The 13,574-nt window shown below is 74.0% G+C and carries 10 protein-coding genes; 6 read left to right on the top strand and 4 right to left on the bottom strand.

The window, feature by feature from the left end:
• Positions 1-47: 47 nt before the first annotated feature.
• Positions 48-248, bottom strand: coding sequence for a hypothetical protein (locus IF28_RS0115220; RefSeq protein ID WP_030219526.1), 201 nt, complete (start codon positions 246-248; stop codon positions 48-50).
• Positions 249-731: 483 nt separating this feature from the next.
• Between IF28_RS0115220 and IF28_RS39845 the strand changes: the two genes are divergently transcribed.
• Positions 732-1,184, top strand: a complete 453-nt coding sequence (locus IF28_RS39845) for a peptidoglycan-binding domain-containing protein (protein WP_030219528.1) — start codon at positions 732-734, stop codon at positions 1,182-1,184.
• 9 nt (positions 1,185-1,193) lie between these two features.
• On the opposite strand, the gene IF28_RS0115230 is transcribed toward IF28_RS39845, so the two are convergent.
• The gene (locus IF28_RS0115230) at positions 1,194-2,501 is read right to left on the bottom strand and encodes an ABC transporter substrate-binding protein (protein ID WP_030219532.1); all 1,308 of its coding nucleotides are present in this window, start codon (positions 2,499-2,501) and stop codon (positions 1,194-1,196) included.
• A 162-nt stretch (positions 2,502-2,663) separates the two neighbouring features.
• Positions 2,664-3,401 carry a D-Ala-D-Ala carboxypeptidase family metallohydrolase gene (locus IF28_RS0115235; RefSeq protein WP_030219539.1) on the bottom strand — a complete coding sequence of 246 codons (738 nt, stop codon included), beginning with the start codon at positions 3,399-3,401 and terminating at the stop codon, positions 2,664-2,666.
• A gap of 286 nt (positions 3,402-3,687) precedes the next feature.
• Between IF28_RS0115235 and IF28_RS0115240 the strand changes: the two genes are divergently transcribed.
• Positions 3,688-4,209: a peptidoglycan-binding domain-containing protein gene (locus IF28_RS0115240; RefSeq protein ID WP_030219542.1), complete on the top strand. Its 522-nt coding sequence runs from the start codon at positions 3,688-3,690 to the stop codon at positions 4,207-4,209.
• 90 nt (positions 4,210-4,299) lie between these two features.
• Here IF28_RS0115240 and IF28_RS36385 read toward each other — a convergent pair whose 3' ends face one another.
• Positions 4,300-5,247, bottom strand: a complete 948-nt coding sequence (locus IF28_RS36385) for a ParB/RepB/Spo0J family partition protein (RefSeq protein ID WP_051713756.1) — start codon at positions 5,245-5,247, stop codon at positions 4,300-4,302.
• A gap of 241 nt (positions 5,248-5,488) precedes the next feature.
• Here IF28_RS36385 and IF28_RS0115250 point away from each other — a divergent pair, with 241 nt between their 5' ends.
• The 4 genes from IF28_RS0115250 (at position 5,489) to IF28_RS0115265 (ending at position 13,527) form a co-directional block, all read left to right on the top strand.
• Positions 5,489-6,907 (top strand): MFS transporter, encoded by a 1,419-nt coding sequence (locus IF28_RS0115250; RefSeq protein WP_037893277.1) that lies wholly within the window; start codon positions 5,489-5,491, stop codon positions 6,905-6,907.
• Between the two features lie 328 nt (positions 6,908-7,235).
• Positions 7,236-9,671 carry a protein kinase domain-containing protein gene (locus IF28_RS39195; protein WP_267883061.1) on the top strand — a complete coding sequence of 812 codons (2,436 nt, stop codon included), beginning with the start codon at positions 7,236-7,238 and terminating at the stop codon, positions 9,669-9,671.
• Entirely contained in the window at positions 9,668-11,968 is a 2,301-nt protein-coding gene (locus IF28_RS37795) for a protein kinase domain-containing protein (RefSeq protein ID WP_078621180.1), read from the top strand. The genes IF28_RS39195 and IF28_RS37795 overlap by 4 nt, the downstream gene beginning before the upstream one ends.
• Before the next feature lie 284 nt (positions 11,969-12,252).
• Entirely contained in the window at positions 12,253-13,527 is a 1,275-nt protein-coding gene (locus IF28_RS0115265) for a serine/threonine-protein kinase (RefSeq protein ID WP_030219558.1), read from the top strand.
• The last annotated feature ends 47 nt before the right edge of the window (positions 13,528-13,574 follow it).

Below are 13,574 nucleotides of genomic sequence, written 5' to 3' on the forward strand. Positions count from 1 at the left end.
CCCGCGCCGCTGGGCCCGCGCCGTTCGGGCGCGGGCTGGCGTGTCGCCTACTCCTTGCACTCCTCCGGGTCGGCCGGCCACTGCATACCGCCCTGCCAGCCGTTCGCCGGGCCCCGGCAGGTCTCCTTCGGCGGGCCGTCGGCGGTGAGCGGTGTCCGGGCCGGACCGTCCGACTGCCCCGCTCCCACGGCCACTCCGGTCACGGCCAGGGCGGCCACGGCCGCTCCCGCGAGTGCCGAGCGCACCACTACGGCTCTGTTCCTCACAACGTCCCCCTCGTCGTCCGAACCGCTGCTCACTCCGGTCATGTCATGGTCCGGCCGGCCGGTCGGGCCGCAGCGGCATCAGGGAGTCTGGCACGCGGCGGGCCGGGCGGACTCCGTCGCACCGGGCAGCCTCCTGCCAGCAGCGCGGCAGCATCCTGCCGGTCCGGCCGGGAGACCGCTCGGTGGCTCGGCGGTGGACCCACGCGTCCTCGGCGAAGCGCTCGAACGCGGACTCGGTCCCGTCCCCGGTATCCCGTCGGTCGGGGGAGCGGGCCGGCTGCCGCTCCGGCCGGGACGGGGCCATCGGTCCGCCGGAACGCGGATGCCGTTCAACCGCCGACGGGCAGCGGTCGGACGGCCGGCGTGGCCCTGGACACCTTTGACACGCACGAGGGGCCGGAAGCACGCTGCCGCCCCGGCTCACCTGCCGAGCCCGGCCGGATCCACGCCTCGGAAAGGATCGTCATGCAGTCGATGGGACGTCTCAGGGCATGTGTCGTCACCGGAGCCCTCACCACGGCTCTCCTCGGAACGGGGGCCGCCGTCGCGCCGTCCGCCTCCGCCGCGCTCTACACCTGCGTCAAGGCAGGCAACATCGTCTACCCCTCGTACTACATCCGGATGCCCGTCAACTCCGGCGGAACCGGTGAGGTGGACTGCCTGCTTCCCGTGGGCAGCACCGGATCGGCGGTGACGGCACTGCAGCGCACGCTCAACCGGTGCTACGCCGCCGGCCTGGAGCCGGACGGTGTGTACGGGGAACTGACCGAGGCGGCCGTCCGGGAAGCGCAGCGCGCGGCGGGGGTGACCGCGGACGGGGTGTACGGGCCGCGCACCGCGGCGGCCGTCCGGCACGCCACATGGTCGAGGGAGGTGCCGGACCGCTTCCTCGGCTGCCGCCGGTACAGCCCGAGTTGACCCCGCCCGTCACCCGGGCTGCGCGGCCGCCACACGCCGTTCCCGCAGGTTACGGACGAACCCGCGGGGTGTGGACCGGCCCGCGAAGAGGTCCGCGACCTCGCCGCGCAGGGCCGCGCGCCAGACCGGGTGGACGGCCTGCTCCCAGTTCAGTGTGAACACCGGGGCGTCGCGGACCAGTTCGTACTGGAACCGGGTGAACTCCGGGTGGGGTGAGGCGCCGAGCCGACGGGCGGCGGCGACCGTGACGGGGACCTCACCGGCCGCCAGCAGGGCGTCGGTGTGCTCCGGGGTGGAGAACTCCTCGAGGAAGTCCAGGACTTCACCCCGGCCGCTGGTGAGGTCGCCGGCCGACAGATAGCCGGCCGGGGTGCCGATCAGGTTCTTCGGGTCGCCCTTGCCGCCCTCGACGGCCGGGAAGGGGAGCCAGCCCAACTGTCCGCGGGCGAAGGCGGGGAAGCGGTCGACGAGGGCCGCGTGCTCGCGGGAGTCCATCAGGTGCATGGCCGCCCGCCCCCGGGCGAACCGGGCGGTGGCCGATCCCGCGGTGGCGGAGGCGTCCGCGAAGTCGTCGCCGAAGGCGCCGTCTTCGGCCAGGGACCTCACCTCCCGCGCGGCCCGCAGCACCGCCGGGTGGTCCCATTGGGTGTAGTCACCCGCCTGGATGCGGCCGAACACCTCGGGGCCGCCGTGGCGTTCCACCAGATACGCCAGCCACATCAGCTCCGCCGACGGATCCGCGCCGGCCAGCGCGAACGGCGTGACACCCGCCTTCGTGAGGCGTGCGGCGGCCCGGCGGAGCGTGGTCCAGTCGGCGGGCGGGCGCAGCCCGAGGCCGGCGAAGAGCGTCTTGTCGTAGAAGAGCAGCACGGGCCGGGTTCCGCGCACGGGGACGCCGTAGGGACGCTCGTTGACGTGACCGCCCGTCAGCGCCGCGGGGAGGTAGCTCCGCCCGAGTTCCGGACGGTCCAGCATGAGGTCGTGGAGGTCGGTCACCCGGTACTCCTCCGCGGCGGTGCGGATGGATCCGCTCCCCCAGTGGAAGACGAGGTCGGGGCCGCCGGCGTCACCGTCCAGCGCGGCGCCCAGTTCGGCCTCGTAGGCGTCGGGCGGCACCCGGCGCAGCCGCACCGAGGTGCCGGAGGAGCGGCTGTAGCGCTCGGCAGCCGCCTCGATGACCCTGACACCGCCGTCGTCGGGGACGAGGGCGGTGAGCGTCCGCCGGCGGGGCGACGGCTCGTTCGCGCCGCAGCCGGTGAGACCGGCGGAGATCAGGGCGCCGGCGCCGAGGAACCACCGTCTGGTGGGAGACAGCATGGGTCGAGTGCCTTTCCGTGGAGAGCTGTTGGCCGTACCGCCGGGTTCGTCCAGGCGGACGCGACACGGGACGGGACGGGCCCGGCAGGCGGGTGCGCGCACGGGACGGACCGGGCCCGGCGCCGTCACCGCGACGCCGGGCCCGGGGTTCGGCGGGAACCGTCAGAAGTTGGAGCAGCCCGGGGCGCTCCAGAACGGTGACGGGTCGTGGGCCAGGTGCGTGTGGTCGTTGTGACCGGCGTAGCCCTGGCCGAGGATCTCCGAGAAGCCGGCGCTCTTGCCCTGCACCGCGTAGGAGCAGCGCCGGGCGAGGGTGCCGGTGAGGTCGGCGGCGTCACCGTAGCGGTGGCGGCTGGACGGCGCGCTGTCCGGCGGCTGGCAGGCGTCGGACCGGAAGCCGCTGGAGACGGTCATGGAGGTGTCGCCCAGCTTGTGCCGGATGGCCTCCAGCTTCCACATGGTCTTCAGCGCGTTGGCCTTGGCGGTGGCCGCGCTGACGGCCCCGCCCGCCCAGGTGGAGTTGCACCGGTTGAGCTCGGCGTAGGAGAAGTGGATGGGCGTGCAGTCGCTGTCCGACAGCTGGTTGATCTTGGTGATCGTCTGGGTTCCGGCGACGCCGTCCACGTCCAGGTTGTAGGCCGCCTGGAACTTGCGGACGGCCGCTTCCGTGCGGTCCCCGTAGACGCCGTCGTACGACAGGCGTTCGCCGGAGGTCACCCAGCCGGCGACGCGGATCTGCAGCTGTCTGACGTCCTCGTTGGACTCGCCCGGCTCCAGGGGCAGGTTGGACCAGGTCCGGCAGGCGACCGCGTGCGCGGTGCCGGCGGTGACGCCGGTGCCCACCATTCCTATCATGAGCATGACACAAGCAAGCAGGGAGTACAGAGCTCTCCTGACCATGCCGATCTCCTCGGTCGTTGGATTCCGTACGGGCCCGGGGCCCGAAGGGCGGGCTCACCATAGGCGTGGGCGGCCCGACGGCAAACCGGTGCGCTGAACACCGCCGGACGGCGTGTGAACTGGCAGGATGCGGCCACCGGCCTGCACCCTCCTGCCGCGGACGAGCGGCCTCACGACGGCCGCGAGGGAGCAGACTCCTGGAGGCGGCCCGCCGGCCGACGCACCGTCACCGGAGTGCTCGCCGCGAGCAGTCACCCGTCCCTTCTTCTCTGCACCGGGAGAACCCATGTTCCTCAACCGCGCCCTGCGCAAGACCCTCCCCGTGGCCCTGGCCGCCGTGACGGCCCTCGGCCTCGACATCTGCGTGGCCACGTCCGCCTCGGCCAACATCAACGACGGATACGTCTCGGGCTCCGGCGCCTTCGCGGACGACTGGGACGACGAAGGCACCCTGGCCCAGGGCTACCCGGGGACGTACTCCAACGCCACCTGCCTGTGGCAGAAGGTCCTGTACGCCGACGGCTACCTGTCCACCTCCGAGGTCGACGGGGTCTTCGGCAGCACCACCCACGCGGCCACCTACACCTGGCAGTACGACCATGGCCTGGGGGCCGACGGTATCGTCGGGAAGAAGACGTTCAGCAGGGCGGGCGACAAGCTGCGCGACCAGACCGGGGACGGCCAGGTGGACACCTACCTCGGGAAGACGCACCACATCACGATGGTCCGCAACTCCGCCGGACGGTACGCGTTCTCGGAGGGCGCCGCGACCCGCGTCGCCTCCTACACCAGCCGGACCTGCTCCTGATCCGCACCCGACATCGCGCCGCCGGGCCACCCGGCGGCGCGTCGCCGTGCGTGGACGTGGCGCCCAGGGCGTAGCGCCCGCTCCCGCCCGTCACACGGCGACGCCCGGACCGTCCTGACCGGGCTCGCCGTCGGCGACCTGCGCGCCGAAGCGCTGCCAGCCCTCCGCGCAGGCACGGGCCACCAACTGGAGCGCCTCCCGGGACTGGCTCGCGGCCGCCTGCGCGGCGGAGTCGGGCCGTTCCATGAAGGCCAGGGTCGACGTCACCAGACGCAGCAGGGTGCGCCCCTGGTCGTTGTACCGCAGCGACGGATCCCGCAACAGCTGTTCCAGCCGGGGCCGCAGGAAGTCGGCCGGCGCGGCGGCCGGAGTCTCCTCGGGCTCCGCCGCGAGCCGGCGGCGCACGTCGAGGGCCGTCCCGACGGAGATCCCCGCGCGGCGGGCCACGGCCCGCAGGCTCGCCTGCGGCTCCTGCGTCATGATCTCCCGCGCCCGCTCCCGTCCCTCCCGGGCGGAGAGCGGACGACGCCGCCCGTCCCGGCCGACGCGGTGGCCGGCGGTCTCCCCCTCCGGCGCGCTGCGCGCGCGCAGTGCGGCGACGGTGCGCGGCGCGACCCCGCACACCGAGGCCACCCACCGGTCGGACCGCTCCGGACACGAGTCGAGCAGACGGCGCGCGGCGGCGGCGCGCTCGTGCGGCGCCAGGGGCAGTCCGTGCGAGGAGTTCAGACGTACGGCGGCCACGAACGCCTCGTCGTCGGAACCCTCGAACCACCGCACGGGCACCCGGTCCAGGCCGCGCGACCGTGCCGCGGCCAGCCGGTGGTGCCCGTCGATCACCCGCATGCCCGCCCTGCGGACCAGCAGGGGCGGCATCGCGTCCACGCGGTCGGCGAGCGACCGGACATGGACCATGTCCAGGCCGCCCAGCCGAGGCGAGTCCCCTTCGGCCAGCGCGGCGATCGCGACGCTCGCCGCCGGGGCTTCGCCGTCGTCCACGGTGTCCCGGTGCGGCTCACGGATGTCGCGCGTCGTCATCGGGCCCCCCGGGAAACCTCGGCCGCTCACCGGCGCGCCCACGCGTCGCCGCCGTCCGAAGCCTGCCAGCCGCCGGCACCCGGCCGGACCGGCGGAGGTGGCAACTTGCGGTCACCCGCCGACACCCTCTTGCCACGCCGGCCCGCGGGACACCCCGACGTCTCACACTCTGGTACGCCATTCCTGATAAATGAGATGTCTGGGATCGTTGGGCAACCGTTCTACCTGGAAAGACCGTGAAATGCCCGCATCATCCACCAGCCCGGCCCTCGTCAACTCCCGGTCCCGCGTCCTCGTCGCGAGCCTCATCGGCACGACGATCGAGTTCTACGACTTCTACATCTACGCGACCGCCGCCGTCCTGGTCTTCCCCTCCCTCTTCTTCCCGAACAGCGACCCGACGACGGCGCTGCTCTCCTCGTTCGCGGTGTTCGGGGCCGCGATGGTCGCCCGCCCGATCGGCGCCGTGGTCTTCGGACACCTCGGCGACCGGCTCGGCCGCAAGGGCACCCTGGTGGCCTCGCTCCTCACGATGGGCATCGCCACCTTCCTCATCGGCGTACTGCCCACGTACGCGCAGGCCGGCTGGGTCGCCACCGCGCTGCTGGTGCTGATGCGGCTCGCGCAGGGCTTCGCGCTCGGCGGCGAGTGGAGCGGCGCGGCCCTGGTCGCGACCGAGAACGCCCCGAAGGGCAAACGCGCCCTCTACGGCACGTTCCCGCAGCTGGGTGCCCCGCTCGGCTTCATCATCGGCAACGGGCTGTTCCTGATCATCGGCGCGCTGCTGCCGTCGTCGGCGGGCGCCGACCCGTCCCAGCCCTCGGACGCCTTCCTGAGCTGGGGCTGGCGGGTGCCGTTCCTGTTCTCCGCCGTGATGGTCGCGATCGGCCTGTGGGTGCGGATGCGCCTGGTGGAGGCGCCGGTGTTCGCCCGGACCCGGGAGGCCGGCCTGGTGCGGAAGCTGCCGCTCGCCACCGTTCTGCGCGGTCACTGGAAGCAACTGGTCCTCGGCACGTTCTTCATGCTGGCGACGTATGTCCTCTTCTACCTGATGACCACGTTCTCGCTGAGCTACGGCCGTACGGCCGAGGACGCCGCCGTGCCCGGCCTGGGGTACGACTACACGACCTTCGTCCTGATGATGATCTTCGGTGTGCTGTTCTTCGCCGTGTTCACGCTGGTCTCCGGCCCGCTCGCCGACAGGTACGGCCGGCGCCTCACGCTGATCCTGGTCACCGCGGGCATCCTGGTGTTCGGGCTGGTGTGGGTGCCGTTGATCGGCCTGGGCACGCTGGGTGTGGTGCTGTGGCTGATGCTCGGCTTCACGCTGATGGGCATGACGTTCGGGCCGATGGGCGCGCTGCTCCCGGAGCTCTTCCCGACGAGCGTGCGGTACACGGGCTCCGGGATCTCGTACAACGTCAGCTCGATCCTCGGCGCGGCCGTCGCCCCGTTCATAGCGGTGGCCCTGTGGGAGGCCGGCGACGGCTCCCCGTGGCTGGTCGGCGTCTACCTCTCCTCGATGGCCCTGCTGACCCTGGTCGCACTGCTGCTGGGCAAGGAGACGAAGGACGTCGGGCTCGACGAGGGCGAGGGTGAGGGCGAGGCCGTCACCGGCCCCGAGCACGACGAGGTGCCCGCCACCAACGCGGCCCCCTGAGCCGTCCGGCGGGCCCGCCGAGGCCCTCCGTGTCCGTGCACCGGGCGCGGAGGGCCTCGGTGTGTCCGGCCGCCCGCGGGCGGAGAGGGGCAGGGTCCGGCGCCGGTCGGCCACGCGGTTCTGCCCGCGAGCGCGTCGTCGGCCACGCGACGGGCGACCGTGGCCCCGTGCGGTCCTGAGACCCCGACAGGCCCGCGGAACCGGCGGTCGCGGCGGTCGCGGCGGTCGCGGCGCCGTACGCCCCGTACCGGCGGGATTCCGCACCTCCCCGGACGACGCGGAAGCGACTACGATCACCCGTCGACGAGCGACGGGGGGAGCCTGAGCCGTGCGTGAGGGAGAGAGGGAGCGGCGTAGCGGGGACGACGCCACGCCACGCCGTGTCGGGCCGTACGTCCTGGAACGGCCGCTCGGTGAAGGAGGGATGGGGGAGGTCCACCTCGCCCGGAGGACGGACCCGGGCGACGGCCCCCCGGTGGCGTTGAAGGTCGTACGCGCCAGGTACGCCCACGACCCCGGCTTCCGGGCGCGGTTCCGGCGCGAGGTGGCGGCCGCCCGCAAGGTCGACAGCCCCTTCGTCGTGTCCCTGGTCGACGCCGACACCGAGGCCCCCCGGCCCTGGCTGGCGACGGTCTTCGTACCCGGTCCGACACTCGCCGACGAGATCCGCTCCCGCGGCCCGCTGCCGGAGGACCGGCTGCGGGAGCTCGGCCGTGCGCTGGCCGGCGCGCTGACGGACATCCACTCCGCGGGCCTGGTGCACCGTGATCTGAAGCCGTCCAACGTGCTGCTGCACCCTGACCGGGGTGCCCAGGTGATCGACCTGGGCATCGCGCGTGCCGTGGACGGGACGCGGCTGACGGCGACCGGTCTCATGGTCGGCTCGGCCGGCTTCATGGCACCCGAACAGCTGACGGGTGACGGCGCGGGTCCGGCCGCCGACGTGTTCGCGCTGGGCGCGGTGCTCGCGTACGCGGCGACCGGCAGACCCCCGTTCGGCGGCGGGCCCGCGCACCGGATCGGCCACCGGACGCTGACCGGGGAGGCGGACCTCGACGGGGTGCCCGCCGCGCTGCTGCCGCTGCTGGTCTCCTGCCTCGCCAAGGATCCGGCGCGGCGGCCCGCTCCGCACCGGATCAGGGGCGCGCTCGACGGCTCCGCCTCGTTACCGGGGCCCGGTCCGGCCCCGACGGTGCCGCTGGGCCCGGGACCGTCGCCGTCCTCGCCGGCACCGGCACCGGAACCGGTCCGGCCGCCCCGTCCCTCTCCCGTTTCCGCGCCCGCGTCCCCCCGTGCCCGTCGGCGCCTCGGCGGCCGCCGGCTCCCGCTCGCCGCCGGCGTCCTGGCCGTACTTCTCGCGGGCACCCTGGCCGCGGGCCTCCTGGCGCTGCGCGGCGAGGACAGCCCGTCCGACGGCGGCGGTGCCAACGACCGGGCGTCGGCCCGGCCGTCGCCCTCGGTCCCGGCGCTCGCCGAACCGGTCAGCGCCCTCGGCCCGGCCGTTCCCCGGGGCGTCTGGTCGCGGACCTGGCAGGACACGATCATCCGCTACGACGCGAACGAGGCGGAGTACGAGAAGGCGACGGAGCGGGGCAACGACTACGCCGTCGAGGCGTGGCTCACCGACCGTGTACTCGCCCGTGTCGGACACCGCTCCGTCCAGGGACTGTCCCCCGACACGGGCCGGGTCCTGTGGACGCTGAAGCCGCCGGCTCCGGGGATGGTCCCCTGCGCCGCGTCCCGCACCGCACCGGGCGGCATCGGCGCGGTGCTCTTCGGCGCGTCGGACGAGGACGGCGAGCGGAACGGAACCGTCGGCTGCGACCGCGTCGTCGCGGTGGACCTGGCCTCCGGTACCACCCTGTGGGAGCACCGCCGGCCGGGCGACCCGTACGCGACCTCCGGCATCGACTCGGACGTCCTGGACATCGGCGGAGACCGCGTGGTGGTCATGACCGGCGACCTGGTGACCGCGTGGCGCCTGCGCGACGGCGCCCCCGCCTGGTCGCACGAGGGCAGCCGCGACAAGTGCGCGGTCAACGGGATGGCGGTCGGGCAGTCCAGCGTCGTCGAGGCGCTGACCTGTCCCGTCACAGAGGACTCCCGGCTCGACGCCCGTCCCACGACGGTCCGTTCGGTGAACATCGCCGACGGCCGGGTCCGCTGGACCTCCGCCGTCCCGGACGACGTCCCCGTGGCGCGCGTCGAGACGGCCGAACCCCCGGTCGTCAGCCTGCCGGGACCGATCGGCGACACCGAGGGCCCCATGATGGTGTTCGGCGACGAGGGGGAGCCGGGTCCGCAGCTCCGCGAGACCCAGCCCCAGGGCACCCTCGGCGCCTGGACCCGCAACCGTTTCCAGCTCACCCCGGCCTTCTTCGGGTGGCGCGACACCGTCGTCACCCTCACCCAGCAGGACGGCCTCCGGCATACCGGCATGGACGGGGTCGCGGCCCTCGACTCCCGGACCGGGAAGATCCGCTGGCACCGTCAGGCACCCGACGGTTCCTCCCCGGTGATCGCGGGCGTCGACGACCGGGGAGTCCTGGTGGTCCACGTGACGGAGCCGGGAACCACCGCGCTGGTCCGGTACGCGCTGGACGACGGCACGCCGACGGCGGCCGGGGAACTCCCCCGGCTGCCGGACCGCGCGGAGTTCGACGGCGTCCGCCTGTACGGGGACCGGCTCGCGCTGATGACCGGTGAACACAACCTGCTGACCAAGGGGATCATGATGTTCAAGGCCTCGGGGAGCGGGTCGTGAGCGAGGGGACGACGACCCCGCCGGCGCCGGAGGACCCGGAGCGGATGGGCGGTTACCGGATCCTCGGCCTGCTCGGACAGGGCGGCATGGGCCGGGTGTTCCTCGCCGAGGACGCCGAGGGCCACCGGGTCGCGCTCAAACTGGTCCACGAGGAGTTCACGGCCGACCCGGAGTTCCGCAGGCGCTTCAGCCGCGAGGTGGAGGCGGCGGGGAAGGTGCTGAGCTTCTTCACCGTGCCGCTGGTGGACTCCGGCGCCGACGCGGAGACACCGTGGCTCGCCACGCAGTACGTCCCCGGCCCCTCGCTGAGCGCCGCCGTGCGCCGCGACGGACCGCTGCCCGTGGAGCGGTTGTGCTCGCTCGCCGCCGCGCTCGGCGAGGCGCTCATCGTCATCCACGCGGCGGGCATCGTGCACCGCGACCTCAAACCGTCCAACGTCCTGCTGGCCGACGACGGTCCCCGCGTGATCGACTTCGGCATCGCCAGGGCGGTGGACTCGGAGGAGCTGACGGGCACGGGTCACGCGCTGGGCACCTTCGGCTACGCGCCGCCGGAGCAGATCGTCGCGGAGGAGCCGGTCGGTCCTGCGGGTGACGTCTTCGCCCTCGGCGGCGTACTGCTGTTCGCGGCGACCGGGCGTGATCCCTTCGGCGAGGGCCCGCCGGCCGTGCTGGCGTACCGGACCGTGTACGAGGAACCCGAACTCGACGGCCTGCCCGAGGAGCTGACCGCGCTCGTACGGCGCTGCCTGGCCAAGGATCCCGCGCTGCGGCCCACCCCGCGCGAGGTGATCGGCGCCGCCCGTGCCGCGCAGTCGCGGGTACCCGTCGGCACCGCTCCGGTTTCCGCCCGTACGGCCGAGGAGCCCACGTCGTACCGCATCGCGCCGCCCGCGCTCCCGGCCCCGGCCGTCGCCGGCTCCCGCCCGGATCCGGGGACGGCCGCGGGGGCGCGGTCACGTGCGCGGCGCCGTTACCGGGCGCTCACCGCCGCGGCGGCCGTCGTCGCGCTGGCCGTCGCGGGCGTCGTCTACCTGCCGGACCTGGCCGGGGAGAAGCGGGACACGGACGGCTCGACCGGCAAGGGACCCGGCATCGCTCCCGCCGCCGACGGTGCCGACCCGCTCCCCGACGTCACCGCGAAGGGCGACCGCCGGGTCGCGTGGACCGCGCAGCCGGGGGTCTTTGAGGTCGACTCGGAGGTCATGGGCGCCTGGCTGACACCCAAGGCACTGGTACGCGTCGACGGCTCCGGCGTCCGGGGCTTCGCCCCGCGCACCGGAACCTCCGAGTGGACCGTCCCGCCGCCGGCCAAGGGCCTCGTTCCCTGCGGGGCCTCGGACGCCGGGACGGCGACCAGCGGCGGCGTGGGACTCGTCCGGTACGGCAGGGCCTACACCTCGCCCGCCGCCTGTGACGTCGCCGCGGCCCTGGACTCCGGCACCGGCAGACTGCTGTGGCACCGGCGGGTCGGTGAGGCCCCGCGGCACGTCGCCTCGGTCTCCGGCGACGTGATGGTGGTGTCCGGCGAGAGGGGTGTCCTCGGGCTCGACCGGGCCACCGGCAGGACGGTCTGGACGTACCCCTGGACCCGGGGGGACTGCGAAGTGGACGACGTGGTCCCCGGCGTGCGCACGATCGCCGTGTCCGACACGTGCGACCGGGAGGACATCGACACCAGACGCGTCGTCGAACTCGACATCGCCACCGGCAGGGCCCGAGCCACCCACGAGGTCGAACGGAGCGGGGCCTCGCCCGTGGAGGTCGTGGCGGCCGAGCCCCTCGTGGCCCGCTACGCCGACCCTTCCGGTGACGTGTACCTGAGCATCCTCGGATCCGCGGGCGGGAAGCCGCTCGACCTGCCGGTCGAGCAGTCCTTCGGCACCCTGCGGCGCTCCGGGACCCTCGTCGGGCGGAACGTGCTGGTGATGGAGGCGCAGTCGGGCCCGGGCGGTACCGCCCGGGGGCTGGCGGCGATCGACCTCGGCACGGGAAAGGTCCGCTGGCACACCGCCCCGCGGGAGGAGGTCCTCGAACTCGACCCGCTGCGCATCCAGGGCGACTCGCTGTACGCCGTGGAGGGCGAGGACACCGAGGAACTCGGCGACTGGCTGTTCACCGTACGGCGCCGCTCGCTGGCCGACGGCACCGTGACCGAGACCAGCAGGCTTCCCACCGCCTACCAGAAGAACCACCCCGACCGGCTGCTCGCCTCCGGTGGCCTCGTCGTCCAGGTCAACTCCTCCGACGACCACGGCCTCGCGGCCTTCGACACCGCGCCGGACAGCGGACGGTGAGCACCGCGGCCCGCGGCCGGCACCACCGGAGCGGTCCTCCCGGTGCACTCCCCCGCCGTCGCCCCCTGAGTTGCTGCCGCGCACGACATGACGACGCACGCCCCTCGCGCGCACCGTCATCGCGCGCCGTCATCGCGCGCACCCTCCACACCCTCTTCACGCATAGAGGTTGATATCTCCATTCCGCAACCCCCGTACCTGACCGCGCCCCCATCCACTACCGTGTCTCCAGGTGCGCATCGCGGCTGATCAGGCGCGCGCCAGGACCGAATGCCGAGGACACCGTGCAGATCACGCCCCTGAACCCCGAGGACCCTCTCGCGCTGGGCGACTTCGAGCTCCTCGGCCGGATCGGTCAAGGCGGCATGGGCCAGGTCTACCTGGGTGAGTCGCTCGGTGGTGAGCCCGCGGCGGTGAAGGTGATCAAGCCGTCGGTCGTGGACTCGGAGTCCCGGCAGCGGTTCGCGCAGGAGATCGAGGCGCTCAAGACGATCTGGGGCGCCCGCATCGCGGCCTTCCTGGGCGCCGACGCGGAGGCGGAGCGACCGTGGCTGGCCACGGAGTACGTGGACGGCCCCGACCTCGCCGGGCACGTCAAGACGCACGGACCGCTCCCGTCCGTCCTCACGGCGGCGCTCGGCGCGATCCTCGCCGAGGCGCTGTCCGGGGTGCACGCCCAGGGCCTGCTGCACCGTGACCTCAAGCCGGCCAACGTCCTGCTGGGCCCGAACGGCCCGAAGATCATCGACTTCGGCCTGGCCGCGTTCACCGAGTCCACGATCTCCCTCACCCTTCCCCACCAGGTCGTCGGCACCCCGATCTGCATGGCCCCGGAGCAGGCCGCGGGCGTGAAGCCGCTGACGGCGGCGGTGGACGTGTACGCGCTGGGTGCGCTGCTGCTGTTCGCGGTGACGGGTCACTACCCGCATGACGCGGCCACACCGTACATGGTGTTCCACCTGGTCACGGACCCCGATACGGCTCCGGACCTGTCCGGCGTCCCGCAGGAACTGCTGCCGCTGCTGACCGGCATGCTCGCCCACGACGCCGGGGCCCGGCCGTCGCTGACCGAGGTGGTGCAGCGGTGCCGGTCGGTGATCGAGGCACAGGGCATGAAGATCGCCCAGGCCCGCCGCAAGCTCACCGCGCACACGGCCGAGCAGCGCCGGCACCGGCCCGCCGCCCCCGCCGACAGCGTCCCCACCGTGACCTGGCCCGCCCCCGCGCCCGACGCCCGGGGCACGGAGATCAGCCCGGCCGAGCTGGAGACACCGGCCGACGCCCCGCCGCCGCACCCGGCGACGCCGGCCGGGACCGGCCCGGCCCCCACGGGCCCCACGCCGGACGACTCCCCCGCCCCCCAGGCTCCCGGCCTCGCGCCCGCCGATCCGCGAACTCGTCCCGACGGCTCCCGCGGTGAACAGCCGGCGCCCGGCCGCCGCCCGCCCACGGACGCCGGGCGGCGCCGGGAGGGGACGCCGACGCTGCGGCACTCCGTCCAGGCCCGCAGGACGGCGGAGCGCCTGCGGTCCGTGTACGCGGCGAAGGCCCCGTTCTGACACCGGCCGCCGCCCGGCCGGGACGGACCCCGCGTCCGCTCCCCCCG

The sequence above is a fragment of the Streptomyces sp. NRRL WC-3626 genome, from assembly GCF_000718785.1.
GTDB lineage: Bacteria > Actinomycetota > Actinomycetes > Streptomycetales > Streptomycetaceae > Streptomyces > Streptomyces edwardsiae.

Bases quoted from the DNA above. Each gene is read 5' to 3' on its own strand.
- IF28_RS0115230 (WP_030219532.1), bottom strand. From the start codon at position 2,501: ATGCTGTCTCCCACCAGACGGTGGTTCCTCGGCGCCGGCGCCCTGATC.
- IF28_RS36385 (WP_051713756.1), bottom strand. From the start codon at position 5,247: ATGACGACGCGCGACATCCGTGAGCCGCACCGGGACACCGTGGACGAC.
- IF28_RS0115240 (WP_030219542.1), top strand. From the start codon at position 3,688: ATGTTCCTCAACCGCGCCCTGCGCAAGACCCTCCCCGTGGCCCTGGCC.
- IF28_RS0115250 (WP_037893277.1), top strand. From the start codon at position 5,489: ATGCCCGCATCATCCACCAGCCCGGCCCTCGTCAACTCCCGGTCCCGC.
- IF28_RS39845 (WP_030219528.1), top strand. From the start codon at position 732: ATGCAGTCGATGGGACGTCTCAGGGCATGTGTCGTCACCGGAGCCCTC.
- IF28_RS0115235 (WP_030219539.1), bottom strand. From the start codon at position 3,401: ATGGTCAGGAGAGCTCTGTACTCCCTGCTTGCTTGTGTCATGCTCATG.